The 25785-nt window shown below is 69.0% G+C and carries 21 protein-coding genes, 1 pseudogene and 1 riboswitch; of the genes and pseudogenes, 10 read left to right on the forward strand and 12 right to left on the reverse strand.

Features of this window, described 5'->3' with window-relative positions:
* Positions 1-22: 22 nt before the first annotated feature.
* From ACFU8Q_RS01875 to ACFU8Q_RS01890, 4 genes and pseudogenes are all read right to left on the reverse strand, one after another.
* Positions 23-890, reverse strand: a pseudogene (locus ACFU8Q_RS01875) (DNA glycosylase AlkZ-like family protein).
* A 27-nt stretch (positions 891-917) separates the two neighbouring features.
* Positions 918-1370: a GNAT family N-acetyltransferase gene (locus ACFU8Q_RS01880; protein ID WP_384446705.1), complete on the reverse strand. Its 453-nt coding sequence runs from the start codon at positions 1368-1370 to the stop codon at positions 918-920.
* An 87-nt stretch (positions 1371-1457) separates the two neighbouring features.
* Entirely contained in the window at positions 1458-1925 is a 468-nt protein-coding gene (locus ACFU8Q_RS01885) for a MarR family winged helix-turn-helix transcriptional regulator (protein WP_384446707.1), read from the reverse strand.
* Between the two features lie 355 nt (positions 1926-2280).
* On the reverse strand, positions 2281-3150 hold the full coding sequence (locus tag ACFU8Q_RS01890; protein WP_384446709.1) for a GNAT family N-acetyltransferase: 870 nt from the start codon (positions 3148-3150) through the stop codon (positions 2281-2283).
* 766 nt (positions 3151-3916) lie between these two features.
* Between ACFU8Q_RS01890 and ACFU8Q_RS01895 the strand changes: the two genes are divergently transcribed.
* Positions 3917-5095, forward strand: a complete 1179-nt coding sequence (locus tag ACFU8Q_RS01895) for a globin domain-containing protein (protein ID WP_384446711.1) — start codon at positions 3917-3919, stop codon at positions 5093-5095.
* A gap of 48 nt (positions 5096-5143) precedes the next feature.
* Here ACFU8Q_RS01895 and ACFU8Q_RS01900 read toward each other — a convergent pair whose 3' ends face one another.
* The 4 genes from ACFU8Q_RS01900 to ACFU8Q_RS01915 form a co-directional block, all read right to left on the reverse strand.
* Positions 5144-5623: an NUDIX domain-containing protein gene (locus tag ACFU8Q_RS01900; RefSeq protein WP_384446713.1), complete on the reverse strand. Its 480-nt coding sequence runs from the start codon at positions 5621-5623 to the stop codon at positions 5144-5146.
* A gap of 63 nt (positions 5624-5686) precedes the next feature.
* On the reverse strand, positions 5687-6583 hold the full coding sequence (locus ACFU8Q_RS01905) for a LysR family transcriptional regulator (protein ID WP_384446715.1): 897 nt from the start codon (positions 6581-6583) through the stop codon (positions 5687-5689).
* A 195-nt stretch (positions 6584-6778) separates the two neighbouring features.
* Positions 6779-7909: a cystathionine gamma-lyase gene (locus tag ACFU8Q_RS01910; RefSeq protein ID WP_384446717.1), complete on the reverse strand. Its 1131-nt coding sequence runs from the start codon at positions 7907-7909 to the stop codon at positions 6779-6781.
* 66 nt (positions 7910-7975) lie between these two features.
* Entirely contained in the window at positions 7976-8353 is a 378-nt protein-coding gene (locus ACFU8Q_RS01915) for a phage holin family protein (protein ID WP_384446719.1), read from the reverse strand.
* Between the two features lie 68 nt (positions 8354-8421).
* Between ACFU8Q_RS01915 and ACFU8Q_RS01920 the strand changes: the two genes are divergently transcribed.
* The 4 genes from ACFU8Q_RS01920 (at position 8422) to ACFU8Q_RS01935 (ending at position 10669) form a co-directional block, all read left to right on the forward strand.
* Positions 8422-8739, forward strand: coding sequence for a cupin domain-containing protein (locus ACFU8Q_RS01920; RefSeq protein ID WP_266747350.1), 318 nt, complete (start codon positions 8422-8424; stop codon positions 8737-8739).
* A 163-nt stretch (positions 8740-8902) separates the two neighbouring features.
* Positions 8903-9115 (forward strand): DUF5326 family protein, encoded by a 213-nt coding sequence (locus ACFU8Q_RS01925; protein WP_114249160.1) that lies wholly within the window; start codon positions 8903-8905, stop codon positions 9113-9115.
* Between the two features lie 244 nt (positions 9116-9359).
* Complete coding sequence (locus ACFU8Q_RS01930) at positions 9360-10130, forward strand: IclR family transcriptional regulator (protein WP_384446721.1); 771 nt, start codon at positions 9360-9362, stop codon at positions 10128-10130.
* A 101-nt stretch (positions 10131-10231) separates the two neighbouring features.
* A complete protein-coding gene (locus ACFU8Q_RS01935) occupies positions 10232-10669 on the forward strand; it encodes an SsgA family sporulation/cell division regulator (RefSeq protein ID WP_072488197.1) in 438 nt (145 codons plus the stop codon).
* 80 nt (positions 10670-10749) lie between these two features.
* Here ACFU8Q_RS01935 and ACFU8Q_RS01940 read toward each other — a convergent pair whose 3' ends face one another.
* Complete coding sequence (locus tag ACFU8Q_RS01940; RefSeq protein ID WP_384446723.1) at positions 10750-12072, reverse strand: YibE/F family protein; 1323 nt, start codon at positions 12070-12072, stop codon at positions 10750-10752.
* Positions 12073-12142: 70 nt separating this feature from the next.
* A riboswitch (TPP riboswitch) is annotated at positions 12143-12276 on the forward strand.
* Here ACFU8Q_RS01940 and thiC point away from each other — a divergent pair.
* Positions 12269-14083 carry a phosphomethylpyrimidine synthase ThiC gene (gene thiC / locus ACFU8Q_RS01945; protein ID WP_384446725.1) on the forward strand — a complete coding sequence of 605 codons (1815 nt, stop codon included), beginning with the start codon at positions 12269-12271 and terminating at the stop codon, positions 14081-14083. (Overlaps the previous riboswitch by 8 nt.)
* 358 nt (positions 14084-14441) lie before the next feature.
* On the opposite strand, the gene ACFU8Q_RS01950 is transcribed toward thiC, so the two are convergent.
* The 3 genes from ACFU8Q_RS01950 to ACFU8Q_RS01960 all read right to left on the reverse strand — a co-directional run bounded on the left by ACFU8Q_RS01950 (position 14442) and on the right by ACFU8Q_RS01960 (position 17792).
* Positions 14442-15266: a hypothetical protein gene (locus ACFU8Q_RS01950; protein ID WP_384446727.1), complete on the reverse strand. Its 825-nt coding sequence runs from the start codon at positions 15264-15266 to the stop codon at positions 14442-14444.
* 181 nt (positions 15267-15447) lie between these two features.
* Positions 15448-16506: a metallophosphoesterase gene (locus tag ACFU8Q_RS01955; RefSeq protein ID WP_384446728.1), complete on the reverse strand. Its 1059-nt coding sequence runs from the start codon at positions 16504-16506 to the stop codon at positions 15448-15450.
* Positions 16507-16679: 173 nt separating this feature from the next.
* Positions 16680-17792: a LacI family DNA-binding transcriptional regulator gene (locus tag ACFU8Q_RS01960; RefSeq protein WP_384446730.1), complete on the reverse strand. Its 1113-nt coding sequence runs from the start codon at positions 17790-17792 to the stop codon at positions 16680-16682.
* A gap of 404 nt (positions 17793-18196) precedes the next feature.
* On the opposite strand from ACFU8Q_RS01960, the gene hisC reads away from it, so the two are divergent.
* The 4 genes from hisC (at position 18197) to cydD (ending at position 25765) form a co-directional block, all read left to right on the forward strand.
* Positions 18197-19276 carry a histidinol-phosphate transaminase gene (gene hisC, locus ACFU8Q_RS01965; RefSeq protein ID WP_384446732.1) on the forward strand — a complete coding sequence of 360 codons (1080 nt, stop codon included), beginning with the start codon at positions 18197-18199 and terminating at the stop codon, positions 19274-19276.
* Between the two features lie 304 nt (positions 19277-19580).
* Entirely contained in the window at positions 19581-21092 is a 1512-nt protein-coding gene (locus ACFU8Q_RS01970; RefSeq protein ID WP_384446734.1) for a cytochrome ubiquinol oxidase subunit I, read from the forward strand.
* Between the two features lie 18 nt (positions 21093-21110).
* On the forward strand, positions 21111-22112 hold the full coding sequence (cydB, locus tag ACFU8Q_RS01975) for a cytochrome d ubiquinol oxidase subunit II (RefSeq protein WP_384446736.1): 1002 nt from the start codon (positions 21111-21113) through the stop codon (positions 22110-22112).
* 134 nt (positions 22113-22246) lie between these two features.
* Positions 22247-25765, forward strand: coding sequence for a thiol reductant ABC exporter subunit CydD (cydD, locus tag ACFU8Q_RS01980; protein WP_384446738.1), 3519 nt, complete (start codon positions 22247-22249; stop codon positions 25763-25765).
* Positions 25766-25785 lie beyond the last annotated feature (20 nt).

The raw sequence follows: 25785 nt of genomic DNA on the forward strand, positions 1-25785 counted from the left end.
TGAAACGGCAGGGCCGGGCGGTTCACGCCGTCAACTCCCGTTCCAATGGGGTGCGGAACCGTGGAGTGATCCGTGCTCGGCCCACCCACTGCGTCAGCCTGAATGCTTCCGCCTCGATCGCGGCAGCGGCATCCCGGCCGATGTCGGACAGCAGCCGCCAGACCGGCTCGCCATCGGTTCGCTGCGCCCAGCCGCCCACGATCTCGCCGTCCCACCACACGGTCGGGCCGATATTGCCGGACCGGTCGAACAGTGCCTTCCGGTGCCCGGCAGGGAGGTGGAATCCTCGATCCGCCCAGCCCATCGCGCTGGGGTCGAGCGCCGGAAGCAGCGCGGCCCAGGGTTCCATGGCCGGTTCCGGTTCCAGGTCGTCCGGCAGGACCCATCCCGGGGCGCCGTCGTCGAGCCGGACTTCCTCGGCTCCGACGGCGGCCAGTGCCTTGCGGACCGGGTTCGCTGCCGGTGACGGGGCCGCCGGCGGCAACGGCGGCAAGACTCTGCTGTTCGGCGTCGGCGAGCCAGCGTTCGTCCAGCCCATGGCCGTCGTCCGCCAGGTGCTTGAGGAAGGTGCGGCGTTCCTTGGCGGCCACTGCCCGGGCGGTCGACGCGTAGACGAAGGGGGCGAGTTCCTGCGACACGACGAAGAGGGTGTTGCGCATGGAGAGCTGCCGGACCAGCGAGACGTCCTCGTAGAGAGCCCGCTCCACTGCGGCGATGCCGGCCTCGGACATCCGGGCGCAGGTGGACAGGAAGACGGTGGCGGCGTCGGTGGCGTGCAGAGCGACGACCGAGTCCGCCACGGACACCGGGGACGCGGTCCGAGCCGACGGGGCCAGGCGGTGCCGTCGTCCGAGCCTGATCCTGCGCTGTTCGTCACTGATGTGGTGCACGGACACCCTCCCGGATTCCGGCCGCGGTCACAGCGCGAGCTTGAAGCCCACGTGGCTGGCGGTGAAGCCGAGGCGCTCGTAGAAGCGGTGAGCATCGGTCCGGGTCGCATCGGATGTCAACTGGACCAACTGGCAGTGCAGGCGCCGGGATTCGTCCACGGCCCATTCGATCAGCCGGGTGCCGAGACCACTGCCGCGTTCGGCGGCGTGGACGCGGACGCCCTCGATGACCGAGCGGGTCGAGCCGCGCCGGGAGAGTCCGGGGATCACGGTCAGCTGCAGAGTTCCGACGACGTGGTCCCCGCGCACGGCGACCACCAGGTGCTGGTTCGGGTCGTCCGCCAGCCGCTGGAACGCGGCGCGGTACGGGGCGAGGTCGTCCGGTGACTCACGCTGCGCACCGAGTGGATCGTCGGCGAGCATGGCCACGATCGCGGGAATGTCGGTGCGGGCCGCGGGGCGTATTTCCAGATCGCTCATGATCGGCACACTACGCAGCCCATGAGCATGGCGCGGCGATTTCCCCGGCCTGTGCGGGGACAGGGCCGGTTACGGTTGCGCGGCGACTCATGCGACCGGTACGGGGGCCTTGAGCTCTTCGACCGCCCGGACGAGCGGGGCCAGCTCGGGGTTCCTGGCGGCTTCGTCGAGTGCGGCGCGCAGCGCGGTGTCATTGGTCGAGCGGGCCTCTGCGAGCAGGGCGAGGCCGGCCTCGGTGACGTCGGTGTAGATGCCGCGGCGATCGGTGTCGCAGAGATACCGGGTCATCAGTCCGCGGTCCTCGAGCCGGGTGACCAGGCGGGTGGTGGCGCTCTGGCTGAGAACGACGGCGTCCGCGACCTGCTTCATCTGGAGATGGCCACCGGGGCCGATGTGCTGCCTGCTCAGGACGTCGAGCAGGGAGTACTCCCGCACGCTGAGCCCGTGTCCGCTCTGCAGAGCGCGCTCGACACGAGCCTCGATCTTCCCGTGGAGCAAGGAGAGCGCGCACCAGCTCTGGGACAGGGCGGTCAGTGCGGGGTCTGTCGCTGTCATGGGGTCTCTCCTCCGTCTCGGAGCTGCTTGTGTCCAGGATAGGCGACCCTCGCAATAGCCTGCGCTTGCAATTAATAGTTGTGCCTGCAATTAGTGTGAGCGCTTGTAACACGCAGGCGCAATCCTGCGGAAGGTGGCACCCATGCCCCTCGCGCTCCTCGCCCTCACCATCGGCCGCCCGCGGCACCCGCGGCCCACCACTGACCGCTCTCGCACCCGCAAGGCACCCATCGCGCCGCACCATGTAGTCACCCCGTGAGCGCCCTCACTGTCTCCGACGCCCGCTGACGTTCCCGGACGCGGAAGCGCTCATTGCGGCGGCCCGCAGCGCCGCCGGTTCGCCGAGCCGAGTGGGTCAGCCCGTCGCCACGGTCAGCGGAGCGTAGCGACGGGTCCAGTCGCCCGGCAGGTCCGAAGCCCCGTACGTCATCACCGTGGTTCCGGAGCCTGCCCGCAGACCGCACTCCTCGAACCAGGTGAGCAGGTCCGCATGGCGCGTGTCGATGTCCGCGCGCAACGGCAGATCCGTCGCCTCGGCGAGCGAGGTGACGAGGGCCCGAGCCGTGGCCGTGTCGGGCGCAACCAGCGGGCCGACCACGTGCGTACGGTCGCTCGGCCAGATCGCCGCGTAACCGACGAGCTTTCCGCCGTCCTCCGCGATCCGGATGTGGTCGGCATACGCGGGCAGCCGGGCGAGCACATGTGTCCGGTCGGTACCGAAGACGTCCAAGTCCAACCGGACGATGGCTTGCAGGTCCATGGCCGTGGCCGGGCGTACGACCGCGGCGCACGCCGTGTCGCCGGTCGGCCGGAAGAACCCGGTGACCCGCTCGACGCGGCCCACGACCGAGAACCCGAGCTGTTCGTAGAGAGGCTGTCCCGCAGGCGTCGCGTACAGGCTGAGAGGCGTGTCCGCGGCCTCGTCGATCACATGGCGCATCAGTTGCCGGGCCACTCCTTGCCGCGCGTACCGCTCGGCGACGAGCAGCATGCCGATGGCAGCCAGCCGCGGTCCGTAGGAGGTCACCACGCAAGCGGCCATCAGGCCCTCGCCGCCAGGATCGTCCAGGCCGTAGCCGGTTCCTGCGGAGAGGAGCAGGCCCCATCGGTGCTCATCGCGTGGCCAGCCCCGGTTCTCACAGAGGTCGGCGCAGGCGACCAGGTCGCCCTGGCTGAGACGGCGGACAGCCAATGCGGCGAGCGGACGGGACTGCGGGACGGTCATGAAGGTCAGGCTGTCCGACGCGGTGATCGCTCGTCCACTCCTTTACCCGCTCCGGCTTCGTGGCGTCGCTTCAAAACGCTGTGAGTGGTTTCACGTGAAACACGGTGCCCAGGCCGCCCGAGGCCGATGAGGCCCTGGACCGGGCCGTCTCAGTGGATTTCACGATCGTGCGTCCCCACTGGCGCGCGGCCGGTACCGCCGGGCATGACCGTGCCGCACCGGGCTCGGCCTGCTCGCCGGGGCTCCGGTCTTCGCGTACCTTCCAGAGGCGGTCCGCGCCCCCGAGTGTCGAGACCGCCACGGACACGAGCACCAGCCACTCCAGATACGTGGGCGGACCGTTGGGAACGATCCCGTGAAGGTCAAGGCAATCGCCGAGGGCACAAGGGCAGTAAGAGTCACGCCGATCCGTTTCTGGTCCTGCGTCCAGTGTCGGGACCCGCACAGCACGGTGATCCCGACGGTCCTGAACACGAGACCGAGAGGCCCCTGGAACTGGCCCGGTACGACGGTGAGTACCGGAAGCGCCACCGCCACCCATGCGGGAGAACGGCGCGCAGCGGGGGTGCCTTGCTTCATCTTCCCCTCTGCCGCCGTCCCGGAGTGGGTGGTCGGTCTGTGTCCCGGGCAAGGCATGCTGGGGCGAGAGACCGCGGTCGGGCGACGGCCGATGACCGCAAGCAGAACGCGATTGTGCCCGCAGGCATGGGCAGCGGGCCGCGTGGGTGCGTAAGGCGACCAGAAGACGTTCGAGGCGAGGCACAGCATGGATGCTCCGGCCGGCGGGTGGACCGAAGACGGAACGGGCAGATCTCCCGACGCGACCTTGATCCACCGCACCCTGACCGAGGTCGCGCCTGTCGCGGACCAGGCAACCGCGTACTTCTACGCCCTGCTCTTCATCCGGCACCCCGATCTGCGTGCCCTGTTCCCGGTCGCGATGGATGTCCAGCGCGATCGCCTCTTCCGCGCGATCCTCACCGCTGCCGACCGGCTGGACGACCCCCGCGCGCTGGCCGAGTACCTCGGTGAACTGGGCCGGGGCCACCGCAAGTACGGCACACGGTCCGCGCACTATCCCGCAGTGGGAGAGGCACTCCTCGGGGCGCTGAGCCGCTACGCGACCGTCACCTGGGACAGGGAGGCCGAAGCGGCGTGGGTCCGTGCATACACCGCGATATCGCAGATCATGATCGATGCGGCGGCCGAGGTTGAGCAGCGGGCTCCCGCCTGGTGGCACGCGGAGGTCGTCTCGCACGACCTCAGGACCCGTGACATAGCGGTTCTCACGGTCCGTCCCGACCAGCCCTACCCCTTCCTCGCGGGCCAGTACGCGGCGATGGAGACCCCTTGGTGGCCCCGGAACTGGCGGCACTACTCCTTCGCCTCGGCGCCCCGCCCGGACGGACTGCTCACCTTCCACGTCAAGGCGGTCCCGGCCGGCTGGGTCTCCAACGCGCTGGTGCACCGGGCCCGCCCCGGCGACATCCTGCGCCTCGGCCCGCCCACCGGCTCGATGACGGTCGACCATTCCACCCACAGTGGTCTGCTCTGCCTGGGCGGTGGCACGGGCATCGCGCCCATCAAGGCGCTCGTCGAGGATGTCGCCGAGCACGGCGACCGGCGTCCTGTGGAGGTGTTCTACGGGGCGCGCAGTGATCACGATCTGTACGACATCGACACGATGATGCGGCTCCAGAGGACCTATCCCTGGCTCGCGGTGCGGCCGGTGGTCTCCATCGGCCCGGGAGCGGCGGGCGGTCTGATGGGGCTGCTGCCCGAGGCGGTGCGCGCGTACGGGCCGTGGCACGAGTACGACGCCTATCTTTCCGGCCCGCCCGGCATGATCCGCAGCAGTGTCGACGTGCTCAGGGGCATCGGCATGCCGGCCGAGCGCATCCGGCACGACTCCGTCGAGGAACTGGTGGCCACCGGCCACGCCTGACCCGGGGAGCAGCAGCCCACCGGCCCCGCCCTTACGAGCGGCAGCAGGTCAGCCCAGGTCAGGGGCGTGCATCGCTCGTACGCCCTCGATGTTGCCGTCCAGGTAGTGCCGCAGCGACAGCGGTACGAGATGAACCGCGGCGATCCCCATCCGGCTGAACGGCACCCGCACGACGTCGTACTCCCCGCAAGGGTCGTCGATCTCCGGGCCGTGGCGCCGGGACAGGTCCATGGACTCCAGCCGGCAGACGAAGAAGTGCTGGACCTTCACGCCCTTCACCCCGCCGCCTTCGATGTGCTCCACGGTGTCGACGAAGCAGGGAACCACATCGATGATCTTGGCGCCGAGCTCCTCGTCCAGTTCGCGGTGCAGGGCGTCGACGACGGTCGCGTCCTCGGGCTCGACCCCGCCGCCCGGCGTGAGCCAGTACGGATCCACCCCGGGCTTGGTGCGCTTGATGAGGATGAGGTCGTTGCCGTCGAGCAGGATGGCGCGTGCGGTGCGCTTGACCACGGGACGTTCGGTCATGGCAAGAGAGTGGCCCACGGAACCGGTTCTGAAACACCTGACCCGTGCCGGACCGCCCTGCGCTCACCAGTCGGCGGCGGCGCGCAGCAGCCACTCGTGCGCCCGCGCGATGTGCGGCAGTGCGAGCGTGCCGGTCCGCACGGCCAGGAAGTAGGTGCGCAGCGGAGGCACGGGAGGGTCGAGGAGTGCCACCACTTCGCCCCGTTCCAGCGCCCCCTCGCACAGATAGCGCGGCAGTACGGCGAGCCCGGCACCCGCCGCCGTGCATTCGAGGACCGCTCGGAGATCCGGTGCGATGACGGTTCCCGCGGCGGCGGGCCGGCTGTCGAACACGGCGGCCCAGTACCGGGAGACGAGCGGCAGGCTCTCGTGCACCTCCACGACCGGCAGCTGGTCCAGCACCACGGGCCCTTTGTGCCGCAGTGTCCCGGGTCCCAGCCGCCCGGCCCAGCGCGGCGCCGCGATCAGCACATGCTCCTCGTCGCACAGCGGCGTCGCGGTGAGCAGCTCACCGCGCGGCCGGGCCGTGGCAATGGCCAGGTCATGGTGCCCGGCGGCCAGCCCCTCCAGTGTCTCCTCGGCGTCGGTGAAGAACGAACTGCGCAACGCCAGACCCTGGGCGATGAGCGGGGTGAGTGCCGGCAGGGCGCGCGCCGACGTGAACTCGGGCGGTCCGGCCAGATGCAGGGTCCGTATGCCCGACTCCTCGTCGAGTTCGGTCTCGGCGATCTCGATCAGCGCGTCCAGATGGGGCGCTGCCCGGTGCGCGAGTTCGTCGCCGATGGTCGTCGGGGTCACGCCGCGGGCCCGGCGCAGGAAGAGCGGGCGGCCCAGCTGTCGCTCCAGGGTGCGGATCTGCGAGGTGACCGCGGGCTGGGAGAGGCCGAGCAGGGCGGCGGCCCTGGTGAAGGAGCCGGCCCGGTGCACCGTGACGAATGTGCGCAGCAGGGCCAGGTCCATGTCCTGTCCCCTCCCGCCCTCGCGACGCTTCGGTCCCGTACAACTATAAATATGTCGATAGGTCGCTGTCGCTACCGTGATTGGACACTGACGGAGAGTCAATTAGCCTTGTTCGGGAGGTTCTTCACCTGGGGAACCAGGACGGTCCGAGCCACGAGGGGGGAGGCTCGGACCGTCCGTACCGCCGGTACCGGCTCAGCTCTCGCCGAGCGCCGCGTCCAGTGCCCGTTCCACGTCGGCCACCAGGTCGTCGGGGCTCTCGGCGCCGACCGAGAAGCGGATGAAGCCCTCCGGTACGGCGTCACCGCCCCAGCGCGCCCGCCGTTCCGCGGTGGAGCGCACGCCGCCGAAGCTTGTCGCGTCGTCGACCAGACGCAGCTCGGTCAGGAAGCGCTCGGCCCGCTCACGGTCGGGCAGCACGAACGACACCACGGAGCCGAAGCGCCGCATCTGCCGTACGGCGTTCGGATACGAAGTGTCGGTGGGCAGCCCGGGATACCGCAGACCGGTCACACCCTGGCGCTTGCCCAGTGCCTCGGCCAGGGTCAGGGCGGTGGCGCACTGCCGGTCGATCCGCAGCTCCAGCGTGGCCAGCGAACGGTGCGCGAGCCAGGCCTCCATCGGACCCGGGATCGCGCCGACGACCTTGCGCCAGCGCCGTACCCCCGCCGCCAGCTCAGGATCGCGGCAGGTCACATGGCCGAGCAGGATGTCTCCGTGCCCGGTCATGCCCTTGGTGTCACTGGCCACGGAGAAGTCGGCCCCCAGTTCCAGCGGGCGCTGGCCGAGCGGTGTGGCGAGGGTGTTGTCGACGGCCACCAGCGTGCCGGCCGCGTGCGCGGCCCCGACGAGCCGGCGTACGTCGCATACATCGAGCCCCGGATTGGACGGGGTCTCGATCCACAGCAGCTTGGCGCCGTCGAGGACCGCCAGCTGGGCATCGCCGCCGGTAGGCGCGGTCCGCACCTCGACGCCGTACGCCTCCAGCTGCTCACGCACCAGCGGCAGCGCCTGATATCCGTCGTCGGGCAGCACGACTATGTCGCCGGTGCGCGCCTGGGACAGCAGCACGGCCGAGACCGCCGCCATTCCGGAGGCGAAGACGGTCGTCTCGACCGGCTCGCCCGGCGCCTCCAGCTCGCCGATGGCGCGCTCCAGGTGGGTCCACGTCGGATTGGTGTCCCTGCCGTAGGTGTACGGGCCGACCGGTTCACCGGAGAGATGGAAGTGTGCGGCGAAGGCGGGCCCGGGCAGTGTCGGCTCGAACTGCTGCGGTTCGGGCAACCCGGCCCGTACCGCCCGGGTTCCGTCACCCATGGTGCTCATACCGTTCCTCACTTCTCTCCCCGGTGCGCCACCGGTCCGGACTGCACTGTCTCAAGAGGTGTCCGGTCAGTCCTCGTCGGGCAGGACCACGTTCAGCGCCCACGAAACGATCGAGATGATCAGGCCGCCGAGTACGGCGGTCCAGAAGCCGTGGACGTGGAAACTCAGGTTGAACTGCCCGGCCAGCCAGGAGGTCAGCAGCAGCATGAGCGCGTTGATCACCAGGGTGATCAGACCCAGCGTGAGGATGAAGAGCGGCAGGGTGAGCAGTTTCACGATCGGCTTGACCACGAAGTTCACCAGGCCGAAGAGCAGGGCGACCACGATCAGCGTGAGTATCTTGCGCCCGGTGCTGCCGCCGCTCAGCGTGATGTCCGGGAGCAGCCAGATGGCCACGGCCAGCGCACCCGCGTTGGCGATCGTCTTGACTACGAAATTCTTCATGTGTCTGATCGTGGCAGACAGGATCGGTGGCGGACACCGGCGGGACAGAGGCAAGGGGCGGACAGGCCATGAAGGCATTCAGACTGGACGAGCTGGAGGCGGAACGGGCCGCGAACGACGGCGCGTATCTGCAGTTCGTGAAGGAACGGAACATGTCCGTCGGCCTGTACGCACTGGACGCCGGCGACCTCGACCCGCAGCAGCCGCACAAGGAGGACGAGGTCTACTTCATCGTCAGCGGCCGCGCCTCGATCACGGTCGGCATGGAAACCACCCAGGTGGGAAGAGGGAGCGTGGTGTACGTCCCGGCCGGGGTGGCCCACAAGTTCCACCACATCACCGAGGATCTGCGGGTCATGGTGGTCTTCTCGCCACCGGAGAGCTGATCCGCGCCCCCGGAGGACCGGGCTCCGGTATCAGGGATCCCTAGGGGGTCGATCAGGGGACTTCAAGGGCTGCGTGCCCCCGCCGACCCCCTCCGCGCGTCTAGCATCGAAGTATCGGAGCAGCGGAACAGGAACTCACAGAGACGAGGCAAGGACGATGGCCGTGCGGGAGATATTCGCGGGGATGCCCTGGTGGGTGAAGTGGATCGCGGTGCCGGTCATCGCGATCGTCGTGTTCGGCGGCCTGATCGCCAGCGTGGTCGGTTTCGTGATCGGTCTGCTCTTCAAGGTTCTCGTCTTCGTGATCCTGGTCGGCGGACTCGTCTTCGTCGTACGCAAGTTCATGTCGTCGTCCTCCTCGCGCGGCGACTGGTAGGACGATCGGAAGACGGCCGGGGAGATTAGCCCAGCTCAGCTAAGCAGAAGACGAAACGACCTCCCTCGCGGATGCGGCCGATATGGTGGCAGTCCGCCGCCGTCACCTGGGAATTAACTGTCCGTCACCACCCTGACCAGTGGTTTGTACGGCGTTCGGTCTCCGGACCCCAGTCATGCGGCGGTCTGTGGGGGCGGCCCCCACAAGCGGGCTGACCGCCCGTCACCATGCCTGGGGGTGACCGTTGACCACGGCATCGAGCACTGCTGTCCCGACTTTGATCGGTTCGGTTCAGCGAGCGCTGAGGCTGCTGGAAGCCGTGGGTGCCCATCGGGACGGGGCACCCGCGAAGCAGTTGGCCAGGGAAGCGGGCCTTCCCCTTCCCACTGCCTACCATCTGCTGCGCACCCTGGCCCATGAGGGCTATTTGCGCAGGGAGAATGGTGTGTTCCTCTTCGGAACCGCTGCTGAACGCCTGGTCGGTGAAAATTCCCTGCGGAATCGTCGCAGCAGAATGACGGAGTTGCTGAGCCGCTGGCGCGACACCATCGGCGCCCCGGTGTACTGCGCCGTCTATCGCGAGGGCGAGATCGAACTCGTCGCCGTCGCCTCTACCCCGGCCACCCCCGCGGTGGACGATTGGGCGTCCTTCCGGGAGACCGGTCACGCCCATGCGATCGGTCAGTGTCTGCTGAGCCGGCTCGACGAGAAGGCCCGCGAGGACCATCTGGACCGGCATCCGGTACGGCCGTTGACCCGCTACTCGGTGAGGGACCGGGTGACTCTCCTTGAGAGGCTGCGGTCGCTGGAACGAATGGAACCTGTCATCGAACGACAGGAGTACGCCTTGGGGACGGTCTGCGCGGCCATCCCGATCACTGCCGGATTCACCGCCGCCGCGATGGCCATTTCGGTACCCCTGGAGCAGGAAGACCGGTTGCTCCCCGCAGTCGAACAACTACGTGGCGAAGTGACCAACCTCTTGCGTTCGTTCGTGTTCTCTATCAGTATCTGAAAAATCACTCCTTGTGATCTGCTATCGCGTGCACCACGATGGCGTCAATAGGGCCATGGGGGATCATTCCTGGCCAGATTCATCTACTGCGGGGTTGAACGATGCGCGAGTCGGTTCAAGCTGAGGTCATGATGAGCTTCCTCGTCTCCGAGGAGCTCTCATTCCGGATCCCGGTGGAGCTCCGGTACGAAGTGTGTGATCCGTATGCGATCCGGATGACCTTCCATCTGCCCGGCGACGCCCCCGTCACCTGGGCATTCGGCCGTGAGCTGCTGCTCGACGGCCTCAACAGCCCCAGTGGCGACGGCGATGTGCACATCGGACCCACGGAGCCCGAGGGGCTTTCCGATGTACATATCCGGCTTCAGGTGGGCGAGGATCGCGCCCTCTTCCGGGCCGGTACCGCGCCGCTTGTGGCTTTTCTCGATCGGACGGACAAACTCGTGCCGCTCGGGCAGGAGTGCACGCTGGGTGACTTCGAGGGCAATCTGGAAGATGCCCTGGGCCGGATCCTCGCCGAGGAACAGAACGCCGGCTGAAGAGCACGGGGTCGCAGACCGGCCCGCCGGTCGAACGCGACACCTGCCGAATGGGTGAATCGCTCTCCGTAGTGGGGGCTTCAAGGCTTCGCCCTGCGACGGCGGCCTCTCCCGGTCCGTACGGGTGCTGAAGCTCCGGCTTCCGCGCCGAGCCCTGTGCGGTCCGCGGAGACGACCAGCGCGGCGAGCACAGTCGTCACCGGCACCGAGGCGACCAGTCCGATCGAGCCGACCAGCGTTCGTACGATTTCCTCCGCCACCAGCTCGCTGTTGGCCACCGTCCCTACGCTGCTCCGGGCGATCGAGAACAGCAGCAGCAGCGGCAGTGCCGCGCCCGCGTAGGCGAGCACCAGCGTATTGACGACCGAGGCGATGTGGTCGCGCCCGATCCTGATCCCTGCCCTGTAGAGCCCCCGCGCACCCATCGTCGGGTTCGCCTGGTGCAACTCCCAGACCGCCGACGTCTGGGTGACCGTCACATCGTCGAGGACCCCGAGCGAACCGATGATGACACCGGCCAGCAGTAGGCCGCTCATGTCGATGTGCGGGTACAGGCCGTGGATGAGGCCGGTGCTGTCGTCGGTGTTGCCGGTCAGGCTCGCCCAGCCGATGAAGAGCGATCCGAGCAGCCCGATCAGCAGGAGCGATATCAGTGTGCCGATCACCGCGACCGAGGTGCGGGCGGTCGGGCCGTGGCACATGTAGAGCGCGATCAGCATGATCGCACTGGCCCCGATCACCGCGACGAGCAGGGGATTCGAGCCCTGGAGGATGGCCGGGAGGATGAACAGGGTCAGTACGGCGAACGACACGGCGAGCGCGACCAGTGCCATCACCCCGCGCATCCTGCCCACCGCGACCACGACCAGGGCGAAGATCCCGGCCAGCAGCGCCATCGGGAACTTCCGGTTCACATCCGTCACCGAGTACTGCAGGTCGTGGGGCGCGTCGGGCGCGTACGCCACGACCACGCCCTGACCCTGGCGCAACTGACGTGGTGCGTCGGGCTGGACGATCTCGACGAAGGTCCGGCCCTTGTCATGGCCGGTCGTCACCTCGACGGTGGCCTTCTCGCACAGCCCCGGCCCGCTCCCCGACGGCGGGGTTGTCTCGCCGCTGACGGGCATCTGGGCGGCGTTCACGTCCTTGCAGTCCACTTTGTCGATCTTCACCACCTTCGCCTGCTGGGTCTGCCGGTCGAAACCGACACCGGTCCGATCGTGCGGGGGCGCACCGCCCGGCCAGAGCATCACCAGGCCGACGACGACCGCGGTGGCGAACGGGATGAGCACGGCCGCGATGACCTTGCGCAGATGCTTCGATACGGGCGCGGCGGGGCCGTGGCTGTGCGAGTGGCCGTGCTGATGGCCTCGCGGTTCGGAGTCGATTTGGGGGGACGTCACCGGCCGATCATCGCAAGAGGAGAGGGGCCCTCTGTTCATTACGCCGGACAGGGCGCTAGCGTGGAGGAACCTTTGCACACGCGGGAGCTCGGAGCACCGGGCTGAGAGGGCGCTGATACCCGTACATCCGTACGGGACAGGCTGCGCCGACCGCCGAACCTGTTACCGGGTAATGCCGGCGTAGGGAGTAGGTCTCATGACCACAGCGGACGCACGCACGCCTGCCTCGAACCAGAGCGACGAGGCCGGGAAGTCCATCGGCTGGCACAAGGGATACGTCCAGGGCTCACGCCCGGACCTCCGGGTGCCGGTCCGTCAGGTGCACCTCACCAACGGCAAGGACGTGACGCTGTACGACACGTCGGGGCCGTACACGGATCCCATCACCGAGACCGATGTCCGTCGCGGGCTCGCACCGCTGCGGGAGAACTGGATCATCGCGCGCGGCGACACCGAGGAGTACCCGGGCCGCCCCGCGCGCCCCGAGGACGACGGGCTCAAGCACACCTCGCCGCGAATGGGGTCTCCCCTGCTCGAGCGAAGTCGAGAGCTTGGGGAAGGGCTGCGCAACCTCGACGCGGTCTTCCCCGGCCGGCCCCGGCTGCCCCGCCGCAGCCGGGACGGGCGGCCGGTGACCCAGCTCGCGTATGCCCGCCGGGGTGAGATCACCCCGGAGATGGAGTACGTGGCGATCCGGGAGAACGTCGAGCCGGAGGTGGTGCGCGAGGAGATCGCCGCGGGCCGGGCCGTACTGCCGGCCAACGTCAACCACCCCGAGATCGAACCGATGATCATCGGGAAGCGGTTCCTGGTGAAGGTCAATGCCAACATCGGCAACTCCGCGGTGACGTCCTCCATCGAGGAGGAGGTGGAGAAGATGACATGGGCGACGCGCTGGGGCGCCGACACGGTCATGGACCTTTCCACCGGCCGCAACATTCACACCACCCGTGAGTGGGTCCTGCGCAACTCCCCGGTGCCGATCGGCACCGTTCCCCTCTACCAGGCACTCGAAAAGGTCGACGGCCGGGCCGAGGAGCTGACCTGGGAGATCTACAAGGACACCGTCATCGAGCAGGCCGAGCAGGGCGTCGACTACATGACGGTCCACGCAGGCGTGCGGCTGCCGTACGTCCCGCTGACTGCCCGACGCAAGACCGGCATCGTCTCCCGCGGCGGTTCGATCATGGCGGCGTGGTGCCTCGCGCACCACAAGGAGTCCTTCCTGTACGAGCACTTCGAGGAGCTCTGCGAGATCCTCGCCACGTACGACGTGACGTACTCGCTGGGCGACGGCCTGCGCCCCGGCTCGATCGCCGACGCCAACGACGAGGCCCAGTTCGCCGAACTGCGCACGCTCGGCGAACTGAACACGATCGCCAAGCGGCACGGCGTCCAGACCATGATCGAGGGCCCGGGCCATGTCCCGATGCACAAGATCAAGGAGAACATCGACCTTCAGCAGGAGATCTGCGAGGAGGCGCCGTTCTACACGCTCGGCCCGCTGACCACCGATGTCGCTCCGGCGTACGACCACATCACCTCGGGCATCGGCGCTGCGATGATCGCGTGGTGGGGCACGGCGATGCTCTGTTACGTCACGCCCAAGGAGCACCTCGGCCTGCCCGACCGCGACGATGTGAAAACCGGCGTCATCACGTACAAGATCGCGGCCCATGCGGCGGACCTCGCCAAGGGGCACCCGGGGGCGCAGGACTGGGACGACGCGCTCTCCGACGCCCGCTTCGAATTCCGCTGGGAGGACCAGTTCAATCTGGCTCTCGACCCGGTCACGGCGCGGGAGTTCCACGACGAGACGCTGCCCGCCGAACCGGCGAAGACGGCGCACTTCTGCTCGATGTGCGGGCCGAAGTTCTGTTCGATGAAGATCTCCCAGGACATCCGTCGTGCACACGGCGGTTCGCAGGCGGAGATCGAGGCGGGCATGGCGGAGAAGTCCAAGGAGTTCGCAGCGGCCGGCAACCGGGTCTATCTGCCGATCGCGGACTGATCCGTCCGACGGGTGGCCGAGTGGCGAGGACCGTCGCCGGGTCTTCGCCACTCAGCCGCTGCTCTCCGTGTGCGCATGGCAGGTTCCGGGCAATCGCTGCCGAAAAGCGGGTGATCGGGGCGCTTGCGTGTCCGTGGGTTCCGCGCATGAGCGACAGCGCGACGGAGACGAACGAGGCCGACCGGAAGCCGTGTTGGCGAGGGCGAAAAGTGTTGCTCCGCAGCACTGCGGTCGCGGCTACCGCACGGACGCACCCGACGCGCTGACGAAGGCATGGGGCCGCTGATCCACGTCGGTCCCGGCGCGCGGCCCATTGGCCGTACCGGTGTTCCCGGCGGGGTACGTGTCCCCGGACCGGTCAGTCCGGTTCATGCTCCGGGCCGCCGAAGTCGGGGCTGGTGAAGTCCGGGCTGGTGAAGGTCGGGCGGGGGCCCGCCGCCGGGCCGTCATCGGGGCTGGTGAAGTCCGGCCGGCTGTAGCCGATCTTCGGGATGCGGTGTTCCGAGCGGTGCGGGGTGCGTGCCGCGGGGCCGGCCGCGGGATCGGCGAGCGCGTCCCTGAGGAACGGCAGGATGCCGCGCTCCAGCAGGGCGTGGCGCCATGCCTCCCTGGCGCGCGCCACCTCTTCCGGAAGCTCGCTCCCGGGATCCTCGGCGGGCTGCGATGTCGATCCGTTGCGCAGTGCGGTGACGAGCAGTCCTACAGCGGCGGCCAGGATGGCGGCGGCCATGACCGCCGCGAAGAACCAGCCCGCGGCGACCATGGTGGAGGCGAAGGACGGCGGCGGGCTGAGCAGTTTCAGCAGATAGCCGGCCAACAGGAATATGAACGCGGCGGTGCCGGCGAGCAGGGGGGCCAGAACCGTGACGACGGCTCCTATGCCGGCGCCCGACTGGCTCTGACGGTTCATGCCGGACCCGGGACCGGTGTCCTCGTCCGTTCCTTCGTCCGGTCCTCGCAGCTCTTCGCGGGCCTTCACGTAGTGCTCGTACTCGGTGGCGGCCGTCGCGGTGATCAGCGCCGTGGCGTCCAGCGCCATGGTGCGCAACTGCACGGCGTTGAGCCGCTCGCCGACCGCGGCCAGATCCGGTCGTTCATGGGCGTGGCGCAGTGCGTCGTCGAGGATCCGCTCGTACTCGGGGCGGTCCTCGGCCAGCAGGTGCGGAGCGCTGTTCATGTGCATCCCCCGATGCTCCGTTGGGCCTGAATGCCCGCTCGGACCGGACAGTTGGGCGTAAACGGAGGAGAGCCTGCTACTGATACGCCGATGGTAGAGCGCCCACGGCACGGGGTGACAGGGGGTTTCCGCAAATAGGCCCGGTGGTCGGCGTGGTCAGGTCGTGGAGCGTCTTCCCGGCTGGACGTCAGTCATGCAGGGGCAGTTGGACGACCAGTAGCTTTCCGGCCATGGTCACTCCGCCGTCCATGGCGATGGCGAGTCCGTCCGCGTACACATGCGGGCCGTCGACCACGGGACCGGAACCGTCCTCTCCGTCCTCCGAGCCGACCTCGCCGAGGAGGTATGGAATGGGGCTGTGACCATGGACGATGCGCTGTCCGCCGTAGGCCGACAGCAGCTCCCGCACGGCCTGCGGCCCCGACTCGTCGCGGAAGGCGAACCGCTTCGTGAGCTTTCGGAAGAGGTCCCAGCACTCATCGGCGTCGTTACGCGTGAGAATGGCGTGCACGGTGTCGTTGACGTCCTCGATGGTGCTGCCGTAGTCGAGGTATGCCGTCGTGTCGGAGTGGGTCAGCAGATGCCCGTCCTCCTCGACGATCGCGTCGAGCCGGGACATCCACTGGAGGTGGACGTCCTGGAGCCGCTCCATGTCGTTCTTCTGGCCGCCGTTGAGCAGCCAGGCGGCTTGGAAGGTGGCGGTGCCGGCGCCGGAGTTGACCGGGGTGTCGCCGAACCGCTTGGCGCCGATGAGCAGCAGTTCGTGATTGCCCATCAGGGCCTTGCAGTAGCCGCCCGCGGCCGCGGCCTCGGCGGAGAGGCGCATCACCAGGTCGATGACGCCGATGCCGTCGGGTCCCCGGTCGGTGAAGTCGCCCAGGAACCAGAGCCGGGCATTGCCCGCGGACCAGTTGCCCCCGGCGTTGATGAGGCCCTGCTCGGCGAGGGCGGCGTGGAGCTCGTCCAGGTAGCCGTGGACGTCGCCGACGACGTACAGCGGCCCGAGCCTCGGCTCCGGGGCGGGCCGCGGGTCGGGGACGGCCCGCACCTGGACGGTGTCGCCGCGGTTGATCACCGGAAGGTCGCGTGCGGTGGGGGTGTACCCCTCGGGCAGCTCGTCTCCCGGAACGACGTTGCCCGGGTGCGGCCGTGAAGGCGGCACCGGGGTCTGCGCATAGGGCGGTACGCGGAAGTCACGCAACGTCGCAGTCCGCACCACGGGTTCCTGACCGGCCCCCTGTGTCATCGACCCCTCCACCACCGTCGCGCCGCCGTACACCTGACGGGCCCTGCTGGTCGGGGCGGTCCGCGGTGTCGTGCGCCCATCATAGGAATGCGAATCGTGCTCTGTGACGCACCAGGGGTGGTGAATCCGGGCGCACGCCAGGTTCACCGACCGATTGGTCCGAAATCGCCTGATCAATCCCCGGCGGGGGAGCGGGGCGCACTGACCGTGGTGCGGGGTGGACGGCGTTGCGAGGACGTCCGGACGATGAGCTCCGTCGGTACGACCCGCTCCACCGGCCCGTCGTGTTCCACGCCTTCGATGGCGTCGATCAGGAGCTGGACGACCGCCGTGCCGATTCTGCGCGGTTTGAGCGAGAGGGTGGTGATGGGAGGCTCGGTCGTCGCGTACACGGTGGACTCGCTGCAGCAGACCAGCAGCAGGTCCTCGGGGACGCGCAGACCGTATCGGCGGGCGGCGGCCAGCAGATCGGTGCCGTTGGGGTCGAAGAGCCCGTAGACGGCGTCGGGCCGGTCCGGGCGGGCGAGCAGCCGGTCGGCGGCGACCGCGCCCGCGCACGGGTCGTGGGCGGGGTAGGACTCGTACACCGGGTCCTGGCCCACGCGCTCGCACCAGTGGAGGTACGCGGTGGTGGAGAGACGGGTGTACGTGTCGGTGGTGGTGCCGGTGAGCAGGCCGATGCGGCGGGCTCCGGCGGCGGCGAGATGGTCGAGGAGGGCGAGCACGGCGGCCCGGTGGTCGTTGTCGACCCAGGCGGTGACCGGGAGGGTGCCGGCCGGCCGGCCGTCCGAGACGACGGGCAGCCCCTGGCGTACGAGTTCCGTGACGACCGGGTCCTGGTCGGAGGGGTCGATCACGACGGTGCCGTCGAGAGCGACGTTCGACCAGACGTCGTGGCGTGAGGTGGCGGGCAGGATGACGAGGGCGTAGCCGCGGGCGAGCGCGGCGGAGGTGGCCGCTCTGGCCATCTCGGCGAAATAGGCGAACTCCGTGAAGGTGAAGGGTTCGTCCCCATAGGTCGTCACGGTCAGGCCGATGAGGCCGGACTTGCCGGTACGGAGGGTTCGGGCCGCGGCGGAAGGGCGGTAGCCCAGGCGCTCTGCGACCTCGCGGACATGGCGGCGGGTGGCGTCCGGGAGCCTGCCCTTGCCGTTGAGCGCGTCGGAGACGGTCGTGATGGAGACCCCGGCGGCGGCGGCTACGTCCCGGATTCCCGCTCGTCCTTGCCGGCCGCCGCGGCGGGGTGTCTGCGTCCGGCTCACCTGGTGCTTCCCTGCTGCTGTCATGGCGAGCCGATAGTAGGGCTCGGAAGTGAGGTTGGCCCGGCCGCATATTCACTCGTTGACAGGCACGTTTCTGCATGATCGTTGCACATCAAATGCCTTGAAAAACAAGGGGATTGGCGATCTCGGCCGTAGTGTGTCAAGCATCGTCCCCGATGGGCCTACTAAATGGTCGATGTCTCGAAGAGGTCTCATCTCACCTCTTCGGGGGACGCGCGCCACGGAGTGAGCCACCGGCGCGCGTCAGAGAGGGAAGCGCTCCCCCCCGTCCCCGGCCGCGCGGGACGAGAGGAAGCTCCGGTCCCGGCCGCGCGGGGCTTTCGGGACGCTCCGGCCATTCGCAGCGGGGCCCAATCCTCATAAGGTGAGCAGTATTGATGTGTACAGACGGTCTAGGAGGACCTGCGGTGAGCGAGACGAGCCCCAAGCTGCGCGCCGAGCTGGACGGCGTCCCCGCCTATGTGCCGGGCAAGCCGGCTGCTGCCGGTGGACCGGTTGCGTTCAAGCTGTCCTCCAATGAGAACCCCTATCCCCCGCTGCCGGGGGTGATGGAGACCGCCCTGGCCGCGGCCGCGAACTTCAACCGCTACCCGGACATGGCCTGCACCGGTCTGATGAACGAGCTGGCCGACCGTTTCGGTGTGCCCGTTTCGCACCTCGCCACCGGAACCGGCTCGGTCGGTGTGGCGCAGCAGCTGCTCCAGGCCACCTCGGGTCCGGGGGACGAGGTCATCTACGCCTGGCGTTCCTTCGAGGCGTACCCGATCATCACGCAGGTCAGCGGTGCGACCTCGGTGAAGGTCCCGCTGACCGAGGGTGACGTGCACGACCTCGACGCGATGGCGGACGCGATCACGGACCGCACCCGGATGATCTTCGTCTGCAATCCCAACAACCCGACCGGCACCGTGGTGCGCCGGGCCGAGCTGGAGCGGTTCCTGGACCGGGTGCCGGGCGATGTCCTGGTGGTGCTCGACGAGGCGTACCGGGAGTTCATCCGCGATGCCGAGGTGCCGGACGGCATCGAGATCTACCGGGACCGGCCCAACGTGGCGGTGCTGCGGACGTTCTCCAAGGCGTACGGCCTGGCGGGTCTGCGGGTCGGTTTCGCCGTGGCCCACGAGCCGGTGGCGGCCGCGCTGCGCAAGACGGCGGTGCCCTTCGGGGTCAGCCAGCTGGCACAGGACGCGGCGGTCGCCTCGCTGCGTGCCGAGGACGAACTCCTGGGGCGGGTCGGCTCCTTGGTGTGCGAGCGGGACCGGGTGCAGCGGACGCTGGCGGACCAGGGATGGACCGTTCCCCGGTCCCAGGCGAACTTCGTCTGGCTGCGGCTCGGGGACCGTACCGCCGACTTCGCGGCGGTGTGCGAGCGGGCGGGTGTGATGATCAGGCCGTTCGCGGGCGAGGGGGTGCGGGTCTCGATCGGGGAGGACGAGGCGAACGACCTGTTCCTGAAGGTCGCGGAGTCGTACCGCAGGGAGCTGTAGAGCGGCGCAGGCCGCTTGTGTGCACCGGAAGGCCCAGGGCCCCGTATCTCGCTCGGCGAGGTACGGGGCCTTCGCGTTCGGAGCCGGGAGGTGCCCGGGCCGGGGTGTTCCGAGGTGTCTGCTTCGGGGTGATTGATCGGAACATCCTAAGAGGGGTACCCCGCCCGAACGTCCCGAAAGTCCGTGCGCCATAATTGCTTGTGAATGTGAACGCGTTCACAAGCCTGCCTGTTTCATCCCCTGATTAGTCGGATTTAAAGGGCAAACTGCCGGTGCGACTACGGCGACGTAAGGAGAAGACGACGTGGAGCTAGCTCTGGCGCCGGAAACCCTGGCGCGATGGCAGTTCGGTATCACCACCGTCTACCACTTCCTGTTCGTCCCCCTCACGATCTCTCTCGCCGCGCTCACCGCCGGCCTGCAGACCGCCTGGGTTCGGACGAACAACGAGAAGTACCTCAGAGCCACGAAGTTCTGGGGGAAGCTCTTCCTCATCAACATCGCCATGGGCGTCGTCACCGGCATCGTCCAGGAGTTTCAGTTCGGTATGAACTGGTCCGACTACTCGCGGTTCGTCGGTGACATCTTCGGTGCCCCGCTCGCGTTCGAGGCACTGATCGCCTTCTTCTTCGAGTCCACCTTCATCGGGCTGTGGATCTTCGGCTGGGACAAGCTCCCGAAGAAGATCCATCTCGCCTGCATCTGGATGGTCTCCATCGGGACCATCCTGTCCGCGTACTTCATCCTGGCGGCCAACTCCTGGATGCAGCACCCGGTGGGTTACCGGATCAACAAGGAACGTGGCCGGGCCGAGCTGACCGACTTCTGGCATGTGCTCACCCAGAACACCGCGCTCGCCCAGTTCTTCCACACCATCACCGCCGCCTTCCTGGTCGGAGGCGCGTTCATGGTCGGTATCGCCGCCTTCCATCTGGCGCGCAAGAAGCACATCCCGGTGATGCGCACCTCGCTGCGGCTCGGTCTGGTCACCGTGGTGATCGCCGGGCTCCTCACCGCCATCAGCGGTGACCAGCTGGGCAAGGTCATGTTCAAGCAGCAGCCGATGAAGATGGCCGCCGCCGAGGCGCTCTGGGAGGGTCAGGACGCGGCGCCCTTCTCGATCTTCGCGGTCGGCGACGTGGCCAAGGGCCACAACACCGTGGAGATCTCCATCCCGGGGATACTGTCCTTCCTCGCGGACGACAGCTTCACCTCGCACGTCCCTGGCATCAACGACATCAACAAGGCCGAGCAGGAGAAGTTCGGTCCCGGCGACTACCGGCCCAACATCCCGGTCGCCTTCTGGAGCTTCCGATGGATGATCGGCTTCGGGATGGCGTCCTTCGCTCTCGGCCTCCTCGGACTGTGGCTGACGCGGAAGAAGTTCATGCTGCCGCCGGGGATGCGGACCAGCGAGGACGAAGTGCCCCATCTGGTCCTCTTCAAGAACAAGGCCCTCAGCCCCAAGCTCACCAAGTGCTACTGGATCGTCGCGCTCTGGACGCTGCTCTTCCCGCTGATCGCCAACTCCTGGGGCTGGATCTTCACCGAGATGGGCCGTCAGCCGTGGGTCGTCTACGGAGTGTTCCAGACCCGCGACGCGGTCTCCCCCGGCGTCTCGCAGGGCGAGGTGCTCACCTCGATGATCGGCTTCACCCTGCTCTACGCCGCGCTGGCGGTGGTCGAGGTCAAGCTGCTCGTGAAGTACATCAAGGCCGGACCGCCGGAGCTTACGGAGGCCGACCTCAACCCGCCCACAAGGATCGGCGGCGACGACCACGAAGACGCCGACCGGCCGATGGCCTTCTCCTACTGAGAGCAGAGGAGCTGAGAGATGGAACTCCACGACGTCTGGTTCGTGCTCATCGCCGTCCTCTGGACCGGCTACTTCTTCCTGGAGGGGTTCGACTTCGGAATCGGTGTCCTCACCAAGCTGCTGGCCCGGGACCGCAAGGAGCGGCGCGTTCTGATCAATACGATCGGGCCGGTCTGGGACGGAAACGAGGTGTGGCTGCTCAGCGCGGGCGGTGCGACCTTCGCAGCCTTTCCCGAGTGGTACGCCACCCTGTTCTCCGGCTTCTACCTGCCGCTGCTGATCATCCTGCTCTGTCTGATCGTGCGGGGTGTCGCCTTCGAGTACCGCGCGAAGCGGCCCGAGGAGAGGTGGCAGGCCAACTGGGAGCACGCGATCTTCTGGACCTCGCTGATCCCGGCGCTGCTCTGGGGCGTGGCCTTCGGGAACATCGTGCGCGGCGTCAAGATCGGTGCCGACATGGAGTACGTGGGTAACTTCTGGGATCTGCTCAACCCGTACGCCATCCTCGGCGGACTGGTCACGCTCACCCTGTTCACCTTCCACGGTGCCGTGTTCGCAGGACTCAAGACGGTCGGGGACATCCGGGAGCGGGCGCGCAAGCTGGCGCTGAAGCTGGGACCGGTCACCGCGGTGCTCGCGCTCGGCTTCCTGATCTGGACCCAGATCGACAACGGCGACGGCTGGAGCCTGCTGGCGCTGATCATCGCCGCCGTGGCCCTGATCGCCGCGATCGGAGTGACCGCGGTGGGACGCGAGGGCTGGGCGTTCGCGTTCTCCGGCGTGACCGTCGCGGCTGCGGTCGCCATGCTCTTCCTGGCGCTCTTCCCGAACGTCATGCCGTCCTCGCTGAACGACGCCTGGAGCCTCACGGTCACCAATGCTTCGTCCACTCCGTACACGCTGAAGATCATGACCTGGTGTGCGGGGATCGCCACCCCCGTCGTCCTGCTCTACCAGGGGTGGACGTACTGGGTGTTCCGCAAGCGCATCGGCACGCAGCACATCGCCGAAGCGCACTGAACGCACCCGGGGCCTGTCCGGTTCTGATCCGCCGGGCAGGCATCCCGGACCTGTCCGGCCTTGAACCGCCGGGCCCGCATCCGGGGCCTGTCAGGCCCCGGCCGACCCACCGAGTTCGCTAGGGGTTGTTTCACGTGAAACCGATCGACCCGCGCCTGCTCCGCTACGCGCGCGCCACGCGCCACTTCCTGGCAGCCGTGGTGGCGCTCGGAGTCGTCGGGGCGGCGCTGGTCATCGCCCAGGCCATGCTCGTCGCCGACGTGGTGGTCGGAGGGTTCGAGGACGGGCTGACCGTCTCCGGACTGCGGACCCCGCTGATCCTGCTCGCGGCGGTGACGCTCGGCCGGGCGCTGGTCTCCTGGCTGACCGAACTGGCCGCGTACCGGGCCAGCGCGGCGGTCAAGTCCGAACTCCGCGGCCGGCTGCTGGAGCGGGCCGCGGAGCTCGGGCCCGGCCTGCTGAGCGACCGGCGCACCGGCTCCCTGGTGACGCTCGCCACCCGGGGCGTCGACGCGCTCGACGACTACTTCGCACGCTATCTGCCACAGCTCGGACTCGCGGTGGTCGTGCCGGTGGCCGTGCTTGCCAGGATCGTCACCGAGGACTGGGTCTCGGCAGCGATCATCGTGGTCACGCTGCCACTCATCCCGCTCTTCATGATCCTCATCGGCTGGGCCACCCAGTCGCGGATGGACCGCCAGTGGCGGCTGCTGTCCCGGCTCTCCGGGCACTTCCTCGACGTGGTCGCCGGGCTGCCGACGCTGAAGGTGTTCGGCCGTGCCAAGGCGCAGGCCGAATCCATCCGCGCCATCACCTCGCAGTACCGGCGGGCCACGCTGCGGACCCTGCGGATCGCGTTCCTGTCGTCCTTCGCCCTGGAGCTCCTGGCGACCCTGTCGGTGGCCCTCGTCGCCGTCACCATCGGCATGAGGCTCGTGCACGGCGAACTCGACCTCTACACCGGTCTGGTGGTGCTGATCCTGGCCCCCGAGGCCTATCTGCCGATCCGCCAGGTCGGAGCGCAGTACCACGCGGCCGCTGAGGGGCTCTCGGCCGCGGAGGAGATCTTCTCGGTCCTGGAGACCGAGCCCCGGCGAGGTGGCACGGCGGACGTCCCGGAGTCGCTGCGGCTGGAGCTGGAGGACGTGACCGTACGGCACGAGGGCCGCGGCGAGCCTTCGTTGGACCATGCCTCGCTGGTGGTGGACGAGGGGGAGACCGTTGCCCTGGTCGGCCCGAGCGGCGTCGGGAAGTCCACCCTTCTCGATGTGGTGCTGGGCTTCACGGCACCCGACGAGGGGCGGGTGCGGGTCGGCGGCGTCGATCTGGCGACCCTGGCTCCGGAACGCTGGCGGGAACGGATCGCCTGGGTCCCGCAGCGCCCGTACCTCTTCGCGGGCACGATCACGGAGAACGTAAGGCTGGCCCGGCCGGACGCGGACGACGCCGCGGTGATGGCGGCGCTGCGGGACGCCGGGGCTTACGACTTCGTGGCGGAACTGCCGGACGGTGCACAGACGCTTCTCGGCGAGGACGGTGCGGGACTCTCCGCCGGTCAGCGTCAGCGGCTCGCACTCGCGCGCGCCTTCCTCGCCGACCGCCCGCTGCTGCTGCTCGACGAGCCGACCGCGAGCCTGGACGGCGAGACGGAAGCGGGGATCGTCGAGGCGGTACGGAGACTGGCGCAGGGGCGGACCGTGCTGCTGGTCGTGCACCGCCCGGCGCTGCTTCCGCTGGCCGACCGGGTGGTGAGACTGGAACCTGGAGTGACACTCCGGCCGGAGAAGCCCGAGGAGTCCGTCACGGTGCCACGTTCTACGCACGCACCCGCCGCAGGAAGTGCCGCGGTGCCGGAGCCCGAGGCACTGCGGGACACCGCGGCCCGCCCCGGACAGGTCCTCGCCCGGGCCCGGGAGGCCGCCGGGGCGCAGCGCGGACAGCTGGCACTCGCGCTGCTGCTGGGAAGCCTCGCCGTGGGCTCGGCCGTCGGGCTCATGGCCGTCTCCGGCTGGCTGATCTCCCGAGCCTCCGAGCAGCCTCCGGTGCTCTATCTGATGGTTGCCGTGACCGCGACCCGCGCCTTTGGCCTCGGACGGGCCGTCTTCCGCTACGCCGAGCGCCTCGTGTCGCACGACGCGGTGCTCAAGATGCTTGCCGAGCTGCGCGTCGCGGTCTACCGCGGGCTGGAACGCATCGCGCCGGCCGGCCTGCGCCGGACCCGGCGCGGGGACCTGCTCTCCCGGCTCGTCGCCGATGTCGACGCCTTGCAGGACTACTGGCTGCGCTGGCTGCTCCCCGCCGGGACCGCCGTCGTCGTGGGAGCGGCGACCGCCGGGTTCGTCGGCTGGCTGCTGCCGACGGCGGGCGTCGTGCTGGCCGCCGGTCTGCTGCTCGCCGGAGTGGGGGTGCCCCTGGTCAGCGGCGCCTGCTCCCGCCACGCGGAACGCCAACTGGCCCCCGCACGCGCCGATCTGGCCACCCGGATCACCGATCTGCTCGGCGGGACCGCCGAACTGACCGTCACGGGCGCCCTGCCCGCCCGCAAGGCGCGGGCCCGGGAGGCCGACGGCGTCCTGACCCGCATCGCCGCCCGCGCGGCGGCCGCCACCGCGCTCGGCGGCGGCCTCATCGCCCTGATCGGCGGTCTCACCGTCGTCGCCACCGCACTCGTCGCCCTTCCCGCCGTGCGCGACGGGCGGCTCGCGGGTGTGGAGCTCGCGGTGGTGGTGCTCACACCGCTGGCCGCTTTCGAGGCCGTGACCGGTCTGCCGCTCGCCGTGCAGTACCGGCAGCGGGTCAAGCGCAGCGCGGAACGGGTGTACGAAGTGCTGGACGCCCCGCTGCCCGTGCGCGAACCGGACAGCCCGGCCGGGACACCCGGATCGCCTTTCCCGCTGGAGGTACGGGGGCTGTCCGCCCGGTATGCGGGAGCGGAACGGGACGCCCTGGAATCCGTCGACCTGCGCCTGACGGCCGGTCGGCGCATCGCGGTGGTCGGGCCTTCCGGCTCCGGGAAGACGACCCTCGCGCAGGTCCTGCTCCGCTTCCTGGACGCACGGGAGGGGACGTACCGGATCGGCGGCGTCGATGCCTGCGCGCTGGAGGGGGACACGGTCCGGGGGTTCGTCGGGCTGTGTGCCCAGGACGCCCACATCTTCGACAGTTCCATCCGGGAGAACCTGCGGCTGGCCCGTACCGGCGCGACGGACGAGGAACTGCGGGCCGCCCTCGACAGGGCACGACTGCTCGACTGGGCCGAGGCGCTGCCCGACGGGCTCGACACCCTCGTCGGCGAACACGGCGCACGTCTCTCCGGCGGCCAGCGCCAGCGCCTCGCCCTGGCCCGCGCGATCCTCGCCGACTTCCCGGTGCTCGTTCTGGACGAGCCCGCGGAACACCTCGACCTGGCGACCGCGGACGCCCTGACCGCGGACCTGTTGGCCGCCACCCGGGGGCGTACGACGGTGCTGATCACCCACCGCCTGCAAGGACTCGAAGCCGTCGACGAGGTGGTGGTGCTGGAGGCCGGCCGGGTCGTGCAGCGGGGCCCGTACGACGATCTCGCCGCCGAGGAAGGCCCGTTGCGCCGGATGCTGGAGCGCGAGCGGGAGACCGAAGGGGTGGCTGAGAAGGCGATGGGCGTGCGGGTGTGAGCGGGATCGCGCAGGGGTTC

This window comes from Streptomyces sp. NPDC057543 (assembly GCF_042801895.1).
GTDB lineage: Bacteria > Actinomycetota > Actinomycetes > Streptomycetales > Streptomycetaceae > Streptomyces.

Excerpts from the sequence above, each read along its gene's own strand:
- ACFU8Q_RS01880 (WP_384446705.1), bottom strand. The coding sequence starts at position 1,370 with ATGAGCGATCTGGAAATACGCCCCGCGGCCCGCACCGACATTCCCGCG.
- ACFU8Q_RS01885 (WP_384446707.1), bottom strand. The coding sequence starts at position 1,925 with ATGACAGCGACAGACCCCGCACTGACCGCCCTGTCCCAGAGCTGGTGC.
- ACFU8Q_RS01890 (WP_384446709.1), bottom strand. The coding sequence starts at position 3,150 with ATGACCGTCCCGCAGTCCCGTCCGCTCGCCGCATTGGCTGTCCGCCGT.
- ACFU8Q_RS01895 (WP_384446711.1), top strand. The coding sequence starts at position 3,917 with ATGGATGCTCCGGCCGGCGGGTGGACCGAAGACGGAACGGGCAGATCT.
- ACFU8Q_RS01900 (WP_384446713.1), bottom strand. The coding sequence starts at position 5,623 with ATGACCGAACGTCCCGTGGTCAAGCGCACCGCACGCGCCATCCTGCTC.
- ACFU8Q_RS01905 (WP_384446715.1), bottom strand. The coding sequence starts at position 6,583 with ATGGACCTGGCCCTGCTGCGCACATTCGTCACGGTGCACCGGGCCGGC.
- ACFU8Q_RS01910 (WP_384446717.1), bottom strand. The coding sequence starts at position 7,909 with ATGAGCACCATGGGTGACGGAACCCGGGCGGTACGGGCCGGGTTGCCC.
- ACFU8Q_RS01915 (WP_384446719.1), bottom strand. The coding sequence starts at position 8,353 with ATGAAGAATTTCGTAGTCAAGACGATCGCCAACGCGGGTGCGCTGGCC.
- ACFU8Q_RS01920 (WP_266747350.1), top strand. The coding sequence starts at position 8,422 with ATGAAGGCATTCAGACTGGACGAGCTGGAGGCGGAACGGGCCGCGAAC.
- ACFU8Q_RS01935 (WP_072488197.1), top strand. The coding sequence starts at position 10,232 with ATGCGCGAGTCGGTTCAAGCTGAGGTCATGATGAGCTTCCTCGTCTCC.
- thiC (WP_384446725.1), top strand. The coding sequence starts at position 12,269 with ATGACCACAGCGGACGCACGCACGCCTGCCTCGAACCAGAGCGACGAG.
- ACFU8Q_RS01950 (WP_384446727.1), bottom strand. The coding sequence starts at position 15,266 with ATGCACATGAACAGCGCTCCGCACCTGCTGGCCGAGGACCGCCCCGAG.
- ACFU8Q_RS01955 (WP_384446728.1), bottom strand. The coding sequence starts at position 16,506 with ATGACACAGGGGGCCGGTCAGGAACCCGTGGTGCGGACTGCGACGTTG.
- ACFU8Q_RS01960 (WP_384446730.1), bottom strand. The coding sequence starts at position 17,792 with ATGACAGCAGCAGGGAAGCACCAGGTGAGCCGGACGCAGACACCCCGC.
- cydB (WP_384446736.1), top strand. The coding sequence starts at position 21,111 with ATGGAACTCCACGACGTCTGGTTCGTGCTCATCGCCGTCCTCTGGACC.